Origin of the sequence: Sphingobacterium bovistauri, from assembly GCF_020295405.1 — a bacterium.
Taxonomy (GTDB): Bacteria; Bacteroidota; Bacteroidia; order Sphingobacteriales; family Sphingobacteriaceae; genus Sphingobacterium; species Sphingobacterium bovistauri.
On record NZ_JADEYP010000018.1, the window covers coordinates 1 to 18001 of the forward strand.

At 34.9% G+C, this 18001-nt stretch carries 10 protein-coding genes; 3 read left to right on the forward strand and 7 right to left on the reverse strand.

All coding sequences use genetic code 11. From position 1 onward, the window contains the following. The first annotated feature begins 10 nt into the window (after positions 1–10). Entirely contained in the window at positions 11–112 is a 102-nt protein-coding gene (locus IPZ78_RS17365; protein ID WP_394371242.1) for an IS3 family transposase, read from the forward strand. A 55-nt stretch (positions 113–167) separates the two neighbouring features. Here the strand turns inward: IPZ78_RS17365 and IPZ78_RS10430 are convergent, their stop codons facing one another. The 7 genes from IPZ78_RS10430 to hutH form a co-directional block, all read right to left on the reverse strand. Beyond that, positions 168–956 carry a GLPGLI family protein gene (locus IPZ78_RS10430; RefSeq protein WP_225553414.1) on the reverse strand — a complete coding sequence of 263 codons (789 nt, stop codon included), beginning with the start codon at positions 954–956 and terminating at the stop codon, positions 168–170. Between the two features lies 1 nt (position 957). Further along, the gene (locus IPZ78_RS10435) at positions 958–3747 is read right to left on the reverse strand and encodes a TonB-dependent receptor (protein ID WP_225553416.1); all 2790 of its coding nucleotides are present in this window, start codon (positions 3745–3747) and stop codon (positions 958–960) included. 188 nt (positions 3748–3935) lie between these two features. Continuing rightward, a complete protein-coding gene (locus IPZ78_RS10440) occupies positions 3936–4805 on the reverse strand; it encodes a pirin family protein (protein WP_225553419.1) in 870 nt (289 codons plus the stop codon). Between the two features lie 27 nt (positions 4806–4832). Next, on the reverse strand, positions 4833–5801 hold the full coding sequence (gene hutG / locus IPZ78_RS10445; protein ID WP_225553421.1) for a formimidoylglutamase: 969 nt from the start codon (positions 5799–5801) through the stop codon (positions 4833–4835). Next, entirely contained in the window at positions 5801–7807 is a 2007-nt protein-coding gene (locus IPZ78_RS10450) for a urocanate hydratase (protein WP_225553423.1), read from the reverse strand. The genes hutG and IPZ78_RS10450 overlap by 1 nt, the downstream gene beginning before the upstream one ends. A 9-nt stretch (positions 7808–7816) precedes the next feature. Continuing rightward, the gene (hutI, locus tag IPZ78_RS10455; RefSeq protein WP_225553424.1) at positions 7817–9061 is read right to left on the reverse strand and encodes an imidazolonepropionase; all 1245 of its coding nucleotides are present in this window, start codon (positions 9059–9061) and stop codon (positions 7817–7819) included. A gap of 1 nt (position 9062) precedes the next feature. Then, a complete protein-coding gene (hutH, locus tag IPZ78_RS10460) occupies positions 9063–10631 on the reverse strand; it encodes a histidine ammonia-lyase (protein ID WP_225553426.1) in 1569 nt (522 codons plus the stop codon). Between the two features lie 79 nt (positions 10632–10710). Here hutH and IPZ78_RS10465 point away from each other — a divergent pair, with 79 nt between their 5' ends. Then, the gene (locus tag IPZ78_RS10465) at positions 10711–11604 is read left to right on the forward strand and encodes a LysR family transcriptional regulator (RefSeq protein ID WP_225553428.1); all 894 of its coding nucleotides are present in this window, start codon (positions 10711–10713) and stop codon (positions 11602–11604) included. An 84-nt stretch (positions 11605–11688) separates the two neighbouring features. Continuing rightward, entirely contained in the window at positions 11689–17472 is a 5784-nt protein-coding gene (locus IPZ78_RS10470) for an alpha-2-macroglobulin family protein (protein WP_225553430.1), read from the forward strand. Positions 17473–18001 lie beyond the last annotated feature (529 nt).

Below are 18001 nucleotides of genomic sequence, written 5' to 3' on the forward strand. Positions count from 1 at the left end.
AAAGGAAATAATAAGTTATATCAATTACTATAATAAGGTTAGAATTAAATCAAATTTAAAAGGAATGAGCCCGATAGAATACCGAGCTCATTATTTCAAAAAGATTGCATAAATTCGTCTAACTTTTGGGGGGCAGTCCAAATGAACGCCTTTTTTATTACAATGATTTAAAAGAGTATTTTACTCATTTCCTTTTGAAAAGCTTTCTCATCCATCCAATCATAAACAGAGCTTTTAAGTATCTTAATTACTGATTCTTTTGATTCGGGTACTACCCTTTTCTTTTTGGTCAATGTAGCAGATACGACATCATTATTCAGCTCAACTTTCGTCGCAAACATATTAATGTTCAATGATGGAATTGACACACCAAGAATAGTACCCGGTAATCCCTGAATAAGTTCAGGCCCTCCAGGAACATCCAGTTGACTAGTGAAAAATGCCACGACATAAATAGAATCCTGAATCAAACCATTCGCGCGACGGCAGTCATAACCTGCAATATTGCGGTATTCATCCGTATATTTCCATTTGACTTGAGGAACGGAATCAGTCAATATTAGCTCATCATCTCCAAATGGAAGAAGCTTATTGAATATTCCTTTATCATAATTAACATACGTTTTAGTTTCACTTTTCAAGGGTATATACCATAATGCATTCTGGTAATTAGCCGGATAATCTTCTTTTACTGTTTCGAATAATGTCTCCATTCCATTGAATTTCAATGTATGATGTGTTGTAAGTTCTGTAGGCCCATTTTTTTGCAGAAATTCCAACGAACTTTTATCCCATATATCCAAATCGACCTTGCTTCCCATTGTACGTTTCAAAAAATTATGCAGATGGAATTTACGTTCATATGTTACAGTTCCGCTAATAGGAAAAAACGTATACTGCGCAAAACTTATATTGCTATAACAAACGAATATTAGTATATAAAATAACTGTTTCATATTAATTGTCTCCTCTCATAGTGGTGAAATTGTAAATCAACTTGAACATCCCATACCTTCTCAATACATCATTTGTAGATTGTGAAAATGTATATCCTGATTGATATCTTCTAACGCCTGTATTTTTATTTAATAAATCATTCACAAAAAACTGTGCCTCTAATGATTTGTCTTTTAAGAATTTTTTAGATACATATCCCGAAACATTTGCCACATTGAATTCTGGTAAAGTCTTAGTAGCTGCTTCGTGTGATTGTTCCATATTCATTACTATCTTATAATCTTTAAGGAATGTGTAACTCACATCCAAATAAGAATTGAATATGAAATTATTAATATCCAAATCCGGTTGTAAGGTAGATTTAGAAATACGGTAACCAGGGCTTAACCTCGCTTGAAAAGACCACTTATTAGCTTTGTACGTACTAAAACCTATATTTGGACTTAACGAATAGTTTTCTGTATTATTCAATTGAGAATTTGTATTTGCTAGAGCCAAATAATTGTAATTATTCTGATATCCCAAATTAGCTCCAATATTCATACTCAAGGCAATTTTTTTCCAAATAGGTCGACGATATCCTCCATAAATACTGGATGAAATATTTGATTTATTTACATTGACATATTGAATATCTCTTCGTCCTGACTCAGGGTAGAAAGTCACTAAGCTATTGACAGCATTAGTATTTTGGTTTAGATCAGCTCCAAAATATACACTTATATCTTTCAACTGCTTGTACGAATTGAAATATGCATACATGCTATGATTGAATCCTGATTCTAAATCAGGATTATCCAAATAATTGATTAATGGATTATCATTTTGCTTTAATGGTTCGAATTGATTTAAATCTGGTTGAGTAGTACGACCATAATAGTTCAAATACAACCCTTTACTTTTGGATATTTGATAATTCATTGAAACAGATGGATTAAATGAAACCTGATCTCTTTTTAAAGAATGACTTAAATTATTATAATTTCGTTTTATCGATTCGAAAGAAAGCGTATTACTCACATTCAACGTTATAGTATTCTTTTTATAATTTAATCCGGTATTAAAAGAATTTCTGAGATTGTTGTTATCCAAATCGTTTAATAGACTTTGATCGAGTATGTCGTATTCCCCTGATCTATCATTTTTGTTAAATGACTGGTTTAATGTATAAGACTTACTATTTGCTAGAGTATAACCAAAAGTACCTGTAATATTTTTAGAAAGTGGTTCTGTATAATTCAATGAAGCATCAAGGTTACTATTTTCCCAAATGTTATTTTTCAATTGATCGATTAATAAAGAATCACTTGTTTGATAAAGTTTTGATTTTGAAAAATAATTAGATACGCCATCCGTATTATTAGAAGAAATAGAAGTATTTAATGTTAATGATCTTCTCAATTTTTTGAAGCGCTTGGTAAACATTACACTAGCATTCAATACCTCATTAATACTCGTATTATTATTTGTTGAATAGGTATCGTTTAGAAGTATTTCATCAAGATTACTTTCGGAAGAATTGTTTCTGCTAAAATTATCTCTATTAATTTTATTGTAACCAAACTTTAAGGTCATATCAGATGTAGAATCAACCTTCAAATCGTAGCGCATATTTGCATTGTGGGATTTGCTTTCATTCAAAGTCAAACCTGTTGACTGCTGTATACTTGCAAGGTCAGGCAAGTTATTTTGGGAAAAATTTTGACTATTGTTTTCCACATCCATCTGCCCTCTGCGGTAGTTCACATTTAGCTTGTGTTTGTCTCCCTTAAATTTGTCAGAAAAACTAGCTCCCATATTTAAGGCACTGGGTATACCATCCCCTCTAAATGTGCTAGACCAAGAATCCATACCGTCACTTGATCCAGAGGAAGTAATCATTATACCGCCGCCTTCCATCATTTCCACATTTCCATCTAATGCACCATATTTCTCTCCATCTTCAAAACCTAGACTCACCATACCATCATTGGCCGAAATGGCATAAGCTGCGATTTTTTGAGCTCCATTAAATCTATTAGCCATACCTTTTAGTCCATAATAATTCCCTGAACCGTAACCGCTTTGAGCTTGACCGAATGCTCCTTTCTTTTTATCCCCTTTGAGTGTAATATTTACTGTTTGCGTTCGTTCTCCATCATCGACTCCGGTTCTATCGTTCAAATCTGATTTTTTTTCATAGACTTGTACCTTATCCACCATATCTGCACGTATATTTTTAGTAATCAAAGTCGGATCATTACCAAAAAATTCTTCACCATCTAATAATACTTTCTTCACTTCTTTACCTTGAGCGGTGATTTTTCCGTCGGCATCAACGGTTATTCCAGGAAGAACTTTGAGCAAATCATCCACTTTAGCATCTTTATCCACATTGAAACTGCCTGCATTGTATTCTATTGTATCTCCCTTAATGACCACTGGAATTTTGCCTGTAACTGAAATTTCATCCAACAAAAGAAAAGCTTTTGATAATTTTACTGTGCCAACATTATGATCTGCCAAAATTTTCAAATCTTGCACATAGTCTGCATATTGTGGATAGGATACAATCAGCTTATATGATCCTGTATCTAATTTTGATATCGAAAAATTTCCATTTTCACCACTTCTAGTAAAATTAACAAGGATCGAATCCTTAGGATTTAATAACGCTATCGTTGCTTTATGGAGTTTTAGATTATCGGTTCCATCTGTGATTGTTCCAGACAGTTTTACCTGCGAAAATGAATTTGAAATATTAAAAAACAGAATAAATGTCAATAAAACATAACATTGATTAGACCTCATTCAAATTGGTTATTAAGTTTATAATTATTAAAACTAAATATTCAGTTGTTAGTTTTTATTAAAAAACAGTTAAATTTTCAGTTTTAACTTCTTTTAACATAAGCATTTAACCTAAATGATGATTAATCAATGAATTTTCCATAAAAAAAGTGTTGCTTAGTAACAACACCTCTCTTAATAGGAATAAATTACCCAGGCAGGGGGACATAACCATCATCACCTGGTACTTTTGGAAATTCGTGGTTTTTCCAACGCTCTTTAGCTTCTTCAATGATTTGTTTGTCTGTGGCAACAAAATTCCAATATATAAATCTTTCCTCAGGGAAAGGTTCTCCTCCAAAAATATAAACCGTTGTATTTGGTTTCATTGTAAATGAACAAAGATGTGCATCTCTAGTAATTAATATTTGCTTTGCACCGTAAGCGTGTCCATTACTTTCAATTTCACCTTCCAAAATATACAATCCACTCTCTCCATACAATTCACCCCTAATATCAATCAATGCGTCTTTCGAGCTTTTGATTTCTATCATATATAGTTTACTGTACACAGGAACTGGAGATTTCTTCCCAAAAGCTTCCCCAGCTATGAGTTTATATTTCACACCATCTTCTTCCCAAGAGGGAATATCTTTAGCCTCAGTATGATGGAATTCAGGATCCATAAATTCCAAATCCTTTGGCAAAGCCACCCAAATTTGTAATCCGTGCAAGAATTTATCACGCTGACGCAAATGTTCTGGCGTACGCTCCGAATGGGTTACTCCTTTACCTCCTGTCATCCAATTCACGGCACCTGGTGTTATTTCCATGGCAGTACCCAAGCTATCACGATGAAATATTGACCCTTCAAAAAGGTAAGTCAACGTCGAAAGTCCTATATGCGGATGCGGACCAACATCCAAATTTTCATGATCTTCCAAACAAGCAGGTCCCATGTGGTCGATGAATACAAAAGGACCAATCGAACGCTTTTGACGAAAAGGCAATAACCTACCCACCAAAAAATTCCCAATATTAGCTGCTGTTTCTTCTCTGATAAAATCAATGTTTGACATAGTACACGTATATTTTACCTAAAATTACTAAAATTTCTGAAGGCATTGAAAGATTAAATGTGCAGCCAAACGAGCCGTTCTTTCATCTATATCAAATCTTGGATTTAATTCTGCAATATCCATACTTATCAATTTAGGTTGCTGATAGATATACGAAAGTAAACTATAGAAAGTATGTTCTGGTATAATCCCATTCATCGCAACCGCACTCACTCCTGGTGCAAACGCTGCTGCAAATGCATCCATATCGACAGTGAGATAAATATCATCTACTCCATTTACAAAATCTTGAATCTTAGACTTTATATGTTCTATATTATTTGGAAAAAGCTCACTTCCGTAAATGATATTAACACCAGAGGACTCAGCAGATTGCAACAAGCCTTTTGTATTTGCAATTTCTTGTATGCCAAAAGCTAGATAATTAAAATCCCCTCCTGCTTCCATCAAATCTTCATTTATTTGATAGAAGCCTGTTCCAGAGTTACCTTTTCCATCCGTCAAAGGTCGCATATCTAAATGTGCATCGATATTGATGATTCCAAGTTTTCGGTTTGGCTGATGAAGACCTTTGAAATGCCCATAGGTAATTTCATGACCTCCCCCAATCAAAAGAGGAAACCCGTTAAAACTTTTTATTTTTTGAACAGCAATAGTTAAAGCTTGCTGAGCAGATTCTAAATCATATCCATGGCTGTGTATATTTCCCGCATCCACAACAACTATTTTATCAGAAAAGTGTACAGGCAAATTAGCTAACACTTTGCGCAAATAATCAGGAGTTGCTTTGGCTCCTTCACGACCTTGATTACGTCGTACACCTTCATCACAGCAAAAGCCTAAAAGCACAATTGTATTTTCTAAGGATTGGCGTTCGTTTAAATCTACGTAAGTCACTACTTGATGCCAACGTTGAAGTTCTCGCTCCTCTCCATCAATTCGACCTTCCCATAGTGAGGCATCAGCTTTTGTATATAATTTTTTAAATGTATCCATTACCCAAAAATTTTATCCAATACGCATATATCAACCAATTGGGCTTTCGTAATTTTCAACGAATTACTACGATTCAATTCGGTTTCAATTGCTTCCAACGCTTCCTTATTTCTTGCCCATGCACGACGTGCTATACCATTATTAACATCAAAGAACAGCATTTGTTTCAATTTATCATGGGCTTCGTCCGTTCCATCCAATACTAATCCAAATCCTCCATTGATTACTTCGCCCCAGCCGACACCTCCGCCATTGTGTATAGAAACCCATGTTGCTCCCCTGAAGCTATCACCAATTACATTATGAATAGCCATATCTGCAGTAAAACGACTTCCGTCATAAATATTACTTGTTTCACGATAAGGAGAGTCTGTACCACTCACATCATGATGATCGCGTCCCAATACTATAGGATCTTTTAATCTTCCATCTTTTACCGCAGCATTAAAAGCTTCCGCAATACGCAAACGACCTAAAGCATCGGCATACAGTATCCTTGCCTGTGAACCCACTACTAACTTATTTTGTTCTGCATCACGAATCCATTTGATATTATCGTCCATCTGCTGCGCGATATTATCCGAAGCATTTTCTCTTAGTTTCAACAAAACTTCTAAAGCAATTCTGTCTGTTAATCGTAAGTCTTCCGCATCGCCAGATGTACATACCCAGCGAAAAGGACCAAATCCATAATCAAAACACATAGGCCCCAAAATATCTTGTACATAAGATGGATATTTGAAATTAATATCATCATCTGCCATAATATCAGCTCCAGCACGACTAGCTTCTAATAAGAACGCATTCCCATAATCAAAAAAGTATGTTCCACGCGAAGCATGTTTATTTATAATACTTGCATGCTTTATAAGCGTTTTCTGTACTTCTGTTTTAAATTCTTCAGGATGATTTGCGATTAAATCATTCGATTCTTCAAAAGACAATCCTAAAGGATAATAGCCTCCTGACCAAGGATTATGCAAAGAAGTTTGATCTGAACCAACAGTAATTTCAATGTTTTGAGTATAAAATTCCTCCCAAACTTCTACAATATTACCCACGTAAGCCAAGGAAATAACTTCCTTATTATTTACAGCGAGTCTTACTCGTTTGATTAAATCACCTAACGAATAGAACAATTCATCTACCCAACCTTGTTCGTATCTTTTGACGGCAGCGGCTGGATTTACTTCCGCACAAACCGTAATACAACCTGCTATATTTCCAGCTTTTGGTTGCGCACCACTCATTCCTCCCAAACCCGAGGTTACAAAAACTTTTCCTTTGATATCTTCTCCAGCTTTAAGTACTTTACGAAAGGCATTCATCACAGTAATTGTTGTACCATGTACAATCCCTTGTGGACCAATATACATATACGAACCAGCTGTCATCTGACCATATTGTGTCACACCTAAGGCATTAAAACGCTCCCAATCATCAGGTTTAGAATAATTTGGAATCATCATCCCATTGGTAACAACCACACGAGGCGCATTTTTAGAAGACGGAAACAACCCCATCGGATGACCAGAATACATATGTAATGTTTGTTCTTCCGTCATTTCGGCAAGATATTTCATCGTCAAAAGATATTGTGCCCAATTTTGAAATACAGCCCCATTACCTCCATAAGTAATCAATTCATGAGGATGCTGTGCTACTGCCGGATCCAAATTATTCTGAATCATCAACATAATAGCAGCAGCTTGGTGGCATTTGGCAGGATATTCTGAAATAGGGCGTGCATAAATCGCGTAATCGGGACGAAAACGATACATATAAATACGTCCGTAAGCTCTCAACTCTTCTAAAAACTCAGCCCCCAATTCTGCATGCCATTCTGTTTTGAAGTAGCGCAACGCATTTTGAATGGCCAATTTTTCTTCCTCAAGCGAAAGAATAGCTTTACGCTTTGGAGCATGACTGACATTTTGGTCTCTTTCCCTTTTCGGAGGTAAAGTATCTGGAACACCTTGTAATATCTGCAATTGAAATGTTGTCATAAGATTGAATTAAGCTTTATTGTGATAAATCTGTTGTCCATTCTTCCAAACCGAAGTAGGTTGCAAAGTTCCTTGGAGATAAGTTATATTTTGATAATTATCCGTCGAATAAATAATAAAATCTGCCAACTGCCCCGCTACCAAACGACCTCTGTCTTTCAAATTCAAAGCATGTGTTGCACGAAAGGTCAACGCCGCTAAAACTTCGGCATTGGTTAATTTTTGCATCGTAGCCAAAATGCTCGCAGAAGCTAGCAATTGCCCCATCGGTGCTGAACCAGGATTCCAATCCGTAGCTATGGCCAATGAAGCTCCTGCATCCAACAATGCTCTTGCTGGAGTAAAATCACAGCCCAAGCCCAAAGAGGCCGCCGGCAATGCCACAGCGACAACATCCGAATCAGCTAACAGTTGGATTTCTTCAATAGTTGAAGCTTCTAAATGATCCGCTGAAACAGCTCCAACTTCTACAGCTAAAGCAGAACCCGAAGTTGTGAATTGATCCGCATGCAGGGTAATATCAAAGCCCATTTCTTTTGCTTTTACTAAATAACTACGAATTTCATCCGCTGAAAAAGCAGATTGTTCGATAAAAGCATCTATGCGATTTGTTAATTTTTCAGCTTTTAGAATTGGGAATAACTCTTCCTGAATATAATTTAAATATTCGACTGAAGTACCTACGAAATTCCGCGGTTTCATGTGCGCAGCCAAACAGGTCGATATTAGTTCAGTTACTGTTTTTGTATTAGCTGATTTTATAGCTCGCAAGGTTTTTAGCTCTTGCTCAACATTCAGACCATATCCACTTTTAACTTCAATTGTCGTTATACCCTGCTTTACTAATTCATTAGCCCTTTCAACAATTAGATCGATTAGCTCTTCTTCCGAACAGGCTCTTGTATGTTGTACTGTACTCCAAATTCCGCCACCAGCTGCCGTAATCTCTAAATACGAACTGCCAGCATTACGCAAAGCAAAATCATTTGCTCTATTTCCAGCAAAAGCAATATGTGTATGACAATCTATATATGAAGGAAGACAAACATTATTGCCTGATAGAACAACCTGTTCCGCATCTTGATACTTTTCTTCCAATTGTTCATAATCTCCAACTTCGACAATATATTCATTCTCCACATAAAGTCCTGCGTGGTTAATTATTTCTAATTGTTTGTCTGCCAAAGCACCTTTTAGAGGCAAATCTCGCATGGTCAAAAGTTGTGTAAAAGGACCAATAAATTGCTTTTTCATATTAAAAGTTTTCAAAATAATCAGCATACGTATCTTTGTAATTTACTTCTTGTTGCGAAGCAACTTCATCTGCTATTTTCAACAATTCACCAGATTTTACCATCTCCAAAGCCTTTTCCAAAATATCTTGCATCGGTTGGTCTTCTTCCAAATGCGGTATAGACTTACGAATATGTTCGTGTAAACTTTCGATTATTGGAGTAGAAACTAACGGCGAATGAAAATCTTTCGCTTGTGCTGCACACAATAATTCGATGCTTAAAATCTTATCTACATTGTCTATAACTTGTAATAACTTTCTTCCAGAAATCGAACCCATACTCACATGATCTTCTTGACCCAATGAGGTAGGAATACTATCCGCGCTAGACGGAAAGCACAAACCTTTATTCTCACTGGCAATTGCCGCCGTCGTATATTGTAATATCATAAAACCCGAATTCAGGCCTGTTACTTTCATCAACAATTTTGGAACTCCATTGGTTTCACCTTCTAACGAAAGATACACTCTTCTGTCCGAAACATTTCCAATCTCCGAAACAGCCAAAGTCGCATAATCCATTGGCAATGCAATTGGCTGACCATGAAAAGAACCTCCACTAATCGTCAGTTCATCATTAATAATAATAGGATTGTCTGTTACCGAATTGATTTCTGTTTCTATGATTTCCTTTAAGTGTAACCAAGCGTTTCTTGATGCGCCATGCACTTGCGGTATGCAACGCAAAGAATACGGATCTTGGACACGTGAACAATTTTTGTGCGATTCCAAAATAGCCGATCCCGATAATAAATTAAAGATTTTGCTGGCTACGTAGGAATTTCCTTTGTAATCACGTAATTGATGTAATTCCTTAAAAAATGGCTTGATAGATCCATTCAATCCTTCAATCATCAATGTTGCCACCAAATCTGCCGTATCCAATACACGATTCATTTCTACCAATGCTTTGACAGCATGTGCAGCCATAAATTGCGTGCCATTGATTAATGCCAAACCCTCTTTGGCACCCAAATCAACTCCTTGCAAGTCAAACTCTGCTAGAACTTCGGCAGTATTTCGAATTTCATTTTGATAATCCACTTTTCCTAAACCTATTAATGGCAGAAATAAATGCGATAATGGTGCTAAGTCTCCCGAAGCCCCAACCGAACCTTGCTTAGGAACAACTGGTATGATATCGTGATCAATATGCCACATGATGCGCTCGATAGTACTTAATTGAACACCCGAATATCCCTTTGCCAAAGCATCTACTTTTAGGATTAGCATCAATTTTGCTAATTCCGTATCAATAGGCTCGCCCATCCCCACAGCATGGCTCATCAAAATATTTTCTTGTAGCTTTTTAGTATCTTCTGCATCAATTAATGTCGTACATAACGGACCAAATCCGGTATTGATACCATATACAACATTACCTCTATCTACTATCTTTCGAACATATTCCGCACTGCGATTTATATTGTCTATAGTTTCTTGTGTCAAAACACCTTGAATTTCTCCCCTTGCAATACCAACTGCAGCAGAACTTTTCAAGAAATCTTCACCGTATTTAAAAGTTTTCATAGTCTATCAGCTTACTATTTCAAAATTACTTGCTACTTTTGATAACTAATAATACCAATTAAATCAATAATTGATAACTATGAATTATCAAATAGAATTACGTCATCTACATTATTTTCGGATATTGGCAGAAGAATTACATTTTAGAAAAGCTGCTGAAAGACTATATATTTCTCAACCAGGATTGACTCGACAAATCAAACAAATGGAAGAAATTTACAAAACTGCACTTTTCGAAAGAGGCAAACGTTATGTAAAGCTCACCCAAGCAGGGGAATTTTTGAAACAAGAAGTCGAACTAATCTTCAACCAACTCACAAATATCCAACAACAAATAGAAAAGATTGGGGAAGGAAAAATCACAAACCTTAAACTTGGATTTATTGGCTCTGCCGTACAAACAATTCTCCCCGAATTATTAGCCAAATTAAAGGCAAAACAACCTTTGATTGATGTGACACTAAATGAGCTTAGCAACGAAATACAAATAGAAATGCTGTTGAAGAATGAATTGGATTTTGGTTTTGTACGGATGGATAATTTTCCTTCTAAAATCCAAAGCTATCCAATTCTAACAGAAAATTTTGCATTAGTAGTTCCGAAAGGTCATCCTTTCAAGGATAAGAAGAAAATAAACCTTATGGATTTTAAAGAAGAATCTTTTATTCTTTTTTCTAAGCAGTATAGTACTTCCTATTATGATTTGGTGATGAGTATTTTCAGAGATCATGAATTTGAACCAAAAGTTGCGCTTCGAACCGTGAATGCCTTGTCTATTTTCAATTTGGTATCACAAGGTTTGGGCATTGCCATCGTTCCTTCTTCACTAAAAAATGGCTATAATACCGATGTGGATTTCATGGAATTGACAAACATTCCGCAACGAACGACACTTCATTTGGCTTGGAATCAAAACAATAGAAACCCAGGCATTCAACTTTTTATTAATATATTGAAAGAAATTATAAAATAATTTAAACCAGGTTGTGGAATTTGCAATTCGGCTGCATCCTTACAGCAATAATGCAAAATATTTGTGCTTACTAAAACACTGATTATGAAAAAATACTTGTGGTTACTTATACTTCTATTGCCAATACGTTTATTGGGTCAATCCGTAAACGAAAAATACATTGCCGAAAAATGGAAGGAAGTGGAAGCTCTCTTAGCAATAAAAAACTACGAGCAAACGCTACCTTACATCGCTGTTATCAAAGCACATGCTAAAAAAGAAAACAACTCTGCTGAATGGATTAGAGCAATTCTCGCCGAAAATCAAATCAAAACGATTAATCAAACTGGTGAACAAGCATTCATAAGTATCAGGAAACATTTTGAGAGAACGATTTCGGAGGCAAATATTATTGAAAAAGCCATATTGAATAATTATTATGCGATGTTTCTCTGGTCTAAGGCAAATAGTTATATGACTAAAAGTCTCGATTCATATCTTGTAGCGGATGGAACGAAAAAACGACAACTGATAGACTCTATTTTTAGAGAATCTTTAAAAAACGAACAAATTCTAACGAAACAGTCTTCTGAAAAATTTATTGGTTTATTTAGTGAGGTTAAAAATTTAACACTCACACCTACAATTTATCATTTCCTTTCTTACCAATATTTAGATTTTCTGAAACAAATCAACAAAACGGAAGAATACAATGCGCTGTATCAATCCATTCTGGCACTAAATAAAAAGAATAAATTTGCTGATGCGACTTCCTACTTGCTTACAAAAGATATAGAGACCTATCATTATCGAAATCAAGAATGGATTCCAAAAATCGAACAAATTATTAACACATATCCATCCGATTACAATGCCTATCTCCTTTATTTGGTGGCTAACAGTTATTATGATTCGAAAAAAAGCAAAGTGTTTCAATATATACAAATCGCTAAATCCAACTACGCAAAATCACCGTGGATTGAAAATATCATTCGATTAGAGAAAAGGTTGAAGCAAGCGGAGCTGAATATTGAACAACAATTATTTGAACCTTCTAACGCTTACGTTCCAATTAAATTAACCACTCGAAATGTCAATAAACTCTTTCTCCGTGTTTACAAAACAACCAATACACCAAAAGAGTATAAGGTCTGGAATGTCAAATATGACTCACTTACATATTTGACCTCCCTAGAAGCTGAATTACTCTATGAAGAATCTAAAGATTTAAAATCATTTGATGATTTCGAAAACCACAGTACCATATACAAGCTTAATCCATTACCCTATGGAAACTATACTATTCTAGCATCCAACAATGCCGCGTTTAAAAATGATGGCGAAGAAAAAACGACCGTAGTTTCCAAACTTGTGGTATCTGATGTCTTTATAACGGCTACATTAGATGAAGAAACAGATAATAATGAAGCATATAAAGTTTTATTAATAAATCGAAAAACAGGCGCACCCTATGCAAACAAGCAAGTTCATCTATACAAAACCCAAAAAAATACACCGGAATTAATCGCCAAACTAAAAACAGACAGTAAGGGTGAATTTATTTACAAATCGAATACAAGGCAAAAGTATACTGATTTGGATGATTTAGAATTGTATTTACCCCAAGAAAATCAACTCATTGATTTAACGGAATTGGATGATGTACCTGAACATCTAGAAAAAGAGGAGGAATCAAATGGTTATACGCAATTTCAGACTATGTCAGATCGAGCCATATACAGACCAGGACAAGAAATTTATTTTAAATCCATTCTGTACAACAATCATAAAATAAAAGGGCATGTGTTGACGAATAAAGATATTAAGGTCTATCTCCTAGATGCGAATTATCAAAAAATAGATTCTTTAACTCTAACAACCAATGAATTTGGATCAATTAATGGAAAATTTAAAATTCCAGCGCAAACACTAGCTGGAACATTTCGTTTAGAATTAAAAACACCACAAAATGAAATAGGTTCACATTATTTTCGTGTAGAAGAATACAAAAGGCCAACTTTCAAAGTTGAGTTCGAGCCCAATAAAGAAACTTACACACATGCAGATACTGCTGTTTTTGTTGGAAAAGTGGAATCCTTAGCTGGCGCAAAACTTTCTGATGCATCGGTAAGATATAAAGTCAATTTTTATAATTCTAAAAATTATAAAACGGTAAATTACATTGATTCGTTGATTCAAACGAATGATGAAGGTAAATTCTACATTAAAATACCGCTTGCTGATACTACTTTTACACAACTGAAAGATTTCAGATTGAACTATTCCGCAGAGGTAACCAATCAATCGGGAGAAATGCAACAAGCTTCGGATGGATATAATTTCACCACAAAACCGTGGAGAATAGCTATTCATACAAATCCAAATGTAGAAGAAGGAAAGTTCTCTAAAATCATTATAAATACAACAAATCAACATGGACATCCACTAAAATTCGCTGGTAAGATCAACATTTATAAAAGTAAACTACACAAAAAGCCGATTTCTAATTACTATGGTCAATATTTTAAAGATGTTAGCTATCATCTTCTTCAAGATCAAGAGTATGAAAAATACTTTCCTAACTATTTTGACGAACTAACAATCAAAAAGCAAAAAAAATCACTTGTAGCATCATATGAATTCAATACTAACGATACAGCGCTAATCAAAATTGATTCTACTTTATTTAAAAAAGGTTTATATGAAATAGAAGCTTTAAGTATTCAGGGACAAGACACCATAAAGAATTTTTCAGATGTTAGAGTTTATGATGCACAAACAAAAAAAATAAACAATGCGGATTTCTTTTCCTACAGCCTAGACAAAAACAGTTATTCCATTGGTGATAAAGTCAACATCACATTCAGCACGGACGTGGCAAATCCGACAAGTTTATTTCTTTTTGAATCATTGGGTAATAAAAAACTTCCTACTAAAGTATTAAGTTGGAAAAAGGGAAAAATCACCTATAGCTTCACACTAACAGAAAAAACGATTTCACCTACCATCCTTTTGAATGCGCTTTTCGTAAATAACAACCAAGCACAAAACTTTACTATTCATATTCCTATAGTAGAGAAATCTAAGCGTATTGTCATCACAACACATACATTTAGAGATAAAATCACACCTGGACAAAAAGAAAAATGGAAATTCACCTTAAAAGCTAAAGACAGTAAACTAACTGCTGAATTGTTAGCAACGATGTACGATAGTTCATTGGATGATTTTAGAAGTAATTCATTTCCCGCACAATTTTCACTTTATCAAGACTATTCGTCTATTAACTTTTATTACTTATTACAAGAATTTAATCAACTAAATAGCAGTTATGCCAATTTCCGTATATATTTAAACGAACCCGAATTAGATAACAGTCTGTCTATTCCATACACATACAATCTATGGATTCCACAAGACAATCATTATTTAAGAAGAAACTTTGGAAATGATAGCGGTATGCTGGAAGAGGTCGTTGTTGTAGGATATGAACCTCGTACAAAACAGTCTTTAACAGGTTCAGCAAGAGGTTATACTCGTGGTGTTGAAGGTGGGACTGGAGTTGGTGAAGAGATTTTTCAAAGTGTAGCATTGTACGACGAACTAAAAGCTCCAGATCTTAGACCAGAAATTAAAGCTTTAAAAAATAAAGCAAAGCAAGACATGCTAAATTACGTGCAAGTACGAACAAATTTACAAGAAACGGTCTTCTTCTATCCTACGCTATACACTGATGTATTGGGAAATGTATCCTTTGAATTTGATTCACCAGAAGCATTGACAAAATGGAAATTACTTTTATTCGCACACAGTAAAACCTTAGAATCGGGTTCGGCGACATTCTTTACACAGACCCAAAAGCAGCTGATGGTCAGACCAAATCTTCCACGCTACTTGCGTGAAGGTGATAAAATTACGTTGAAAGCACAAATTCAAAATCTGAGTAAGGAAATTCAAAAAGGTAATGCACGTATTGAAATTATTAATCCTGAGTCCAATGAGAATATAACAGCCAGGTTTATTGCACAAAATAGCACAAAGTCATTTGAAGCCGAAGCTTCAAAAAATACCATCGTAGAATGGGAAGTTGTCGTACCAAAAGATTACCCTTCTGTACATATTAAGATCGTAGCCGCAACAGATGAATTTTCGGATGGAGAGATGCAAGAATTACCTATTCTGCCAAATCGGATTTTAATTTCGGATACCGAAAAAATAATCCTAAAGCCTAATCAAACACAAGATTATAAAATTGAATCAGCTCATAAAGACAATTTGCAAGCTCGTATTCAAGTGCAAAGCAATCCAATACTAGAGATCATTTCGGCTTTGGATTATTTGAAGAACTATCCGTATGAATGTAATGAGCAAACAGTAAGTAAGTGGTTTGGGCTGAAAATGGTAGAATATATTGGCAAAAATTATCCAGCTATCTCCAGCTATTTCAAATCCATCAATACAGAAGAAGCGAGTAGCAAATTAGCCGAAAATGCTTCCTTAAGCCAATTCAAAATGGAGGAGATGCCGTGGCTTCGTGATATCCAACAGGATGAAGCCAAACTAAAGGCAATTGCAAAATTATTTAATTCAGGTATTCAGCAAGAATTAAAGAGTTTAGAACAAAAAATAAGCAAAAACCAAATGCCTTCTGGTGGCTACGCATGGTTTGATGGAGGGAAAGAAAAAACTTATATTTCCACACGAATCTTAGAAGTTATGGGTAAAGCTTTATTACTTGACCACACTTTAGTAAATGCTAACATGAAGACTGTTGCGCAAAAGTTAGTTAAGTATTTAGATAATGACACCACGATTTTTAATCCAAAATACACATATCATAATGCTTTAGATTATTTATACGCACGTCAATATTGGAACGGTTTTCATCCATTGGACAAAAATAAAGTAGAGAAATTACAAGCTACAATTCGAAAGTCTTCATTGACTACGGCGAATCAACCTGCTGGTTTAGCAGCAAAATCATGGGTTTCTAGCCAAATCTTTGGCACCGCTAAAACTTCCAATGAAATTAAAAACCGCATCACGCAAGAAGCTATTTCGGATACGGAAAAAGGTATGTACTGGGAATCCAATAGTTCGTATTACAACAACACAAGTTTGCAATCTTATATGGTAGAAGCGTACAAATTGCATGATCCAAGCAAATTGCACAACATTACACAATGGTTATTTTATAGCAAACAAGCAAACCATTGGGGGACAACTTGGATGACTGTGGATGCTGTCTACGCCTTATTATTAGCCAACAATCCAAAAGATTTTGTGGTAGAAAATACCGTAAAGGTGTGGATAGATGAGGAAGAAGCAGAACAAAACAAATTGGTACTTGGGCAATTCACCAAAAATCTTTCTCCGCAGGAATTGAAATCAAATAAGTTCGTTAAAGTTCAAAACAACAACAGTCGAACTATCTTTGGTAATATTGTGCACCAATACTTTAGTCCATTGGAGTCCATTCAAAAAACTATAAAAGATATTTCGATCAAAAAACAATATTTGGTGGAGCGAGATGGCAAATGGATAGAAACTTCCGAAGCAAAATTAGGTGAACGTATCAAAGTCAAAATCACAATTGTAAATGATAATCCGTTGCAATATGTGCATATCAAAGATGCACGACCTTCGGGAGTTGAACCTATTTATCAACCTTCAGGTTACAAATGGTGGCAAGGCTATTATTTCACAATCAAGGATGCTTCTACAAATTATTTTTATGACAATCTGAAAAAAGGACTGACAGAATTGGAATACGAGGTCAAAGCAAATAATGTTGGGATCTTTAATTCAGGAATCACGACAGTAGAATGTATGTATGACCCATCGGTAACTGCACGTTCGGAGAATAAAATATTGATGATTATTCCTTAAAGGAAATAAAACATTAATCTACAGCGTGTAAATATATATGAAATTATAAATAACATATAGAGGTTGCAGAATACTATTTTAAAGTTATCCACAACCCAATAAAGCTAAAATATTTAGTTTTCACGCATTTTGCCTGATAAAACACATGTTCCATCAATTATTGAACAGGAATATTTGTTGAAAATGTGAATAAGTATAACTACCTCTCGGAAAAAATCTTTGCGATATTTGTATAAACAGCGAAAGTCAATGATAACTCCAACATAATCATTGACTTTCATTAAAAACTGTTTGTTTATTAATATGAAGATAAATACTAAAATTTATCAACGAACCTTCTTCTGGAAGAGGAGGTTTCTTTCTGAGTGTAAACTTAGTAAATGTTTAACCAATGTTAAACAGAAAGTTATCAACTTTTTATTGATGACAAAAGTGATATTGGAGTTTATACAACTCTTAAAACACATTATAAAACTATTAATAAACCTCAAATTGATACCAATACCACACTTTTTGTAGATTTATTTTG

Bases quoted from the DNA above. Each gene is read 5' to 3' on its own strand.
- hutG (WP_225553421.1), bottom strand. From the start codon at position 5,801: ATGGATACATTTAAAAAATTATATACAAAAGCTGATGCCTCACTATGG.
- IPZ78_RS10450 (WP_225553423.1), bottom strand. From the start codon at position 7,807: ATGACAACATTTCAATTGCAGATATTACAAGGTGTTCCAGATACTTTA.
- IPZ78_RS10440 (WP_225553419.1), bottom strand. From the start codon at position 4,805: ATGTCAAACATTGATTTTATCAGAGAAGAAACAGCAGCTAATATTGGG.
- IPZ78_RS10465 (WP_225553428.1), top strand. From the start codon at position 10,711: ATGAATTATCAAATAGAATTACGTCATCTACATTATTTTCGGATATTG.
- IPZ78_RS10435 (WP_225553416.1), bottom strand. From the start codon at position 3,747: ATGAGGTCTAATCAATGTTATGTTTTATTGACATTTATTCTGTTTTTT.
- IPZ78_RS10470 (WP_225553430.1), top strand. From the start codon at position 11,689: ATGAAAAAATACTTGTGGTTACTTATACTTCTATTGCCAATACGTTTA.
- hutH (WP_225553426.1), bottom strand. From the start codon at position 10,631: ATGAAAACTTTTAAATACGGTGAAGATTTCTTGAAAAGTTCTGCTGCA.
- hutI (WP_225553424.1), bottom strand. From the start codon at position 9,061: ATGAAAAAGCAATTTATTGGTCCTTTTACACAACTTTTGACCATGCGA.
- IPZ78_RS10430 (WP_225553414.1), bottom strand. From the start codon at position 956: ATGAAACAGTTATTTTATATACTAATATTCGTTTGTTATAGCAATATA.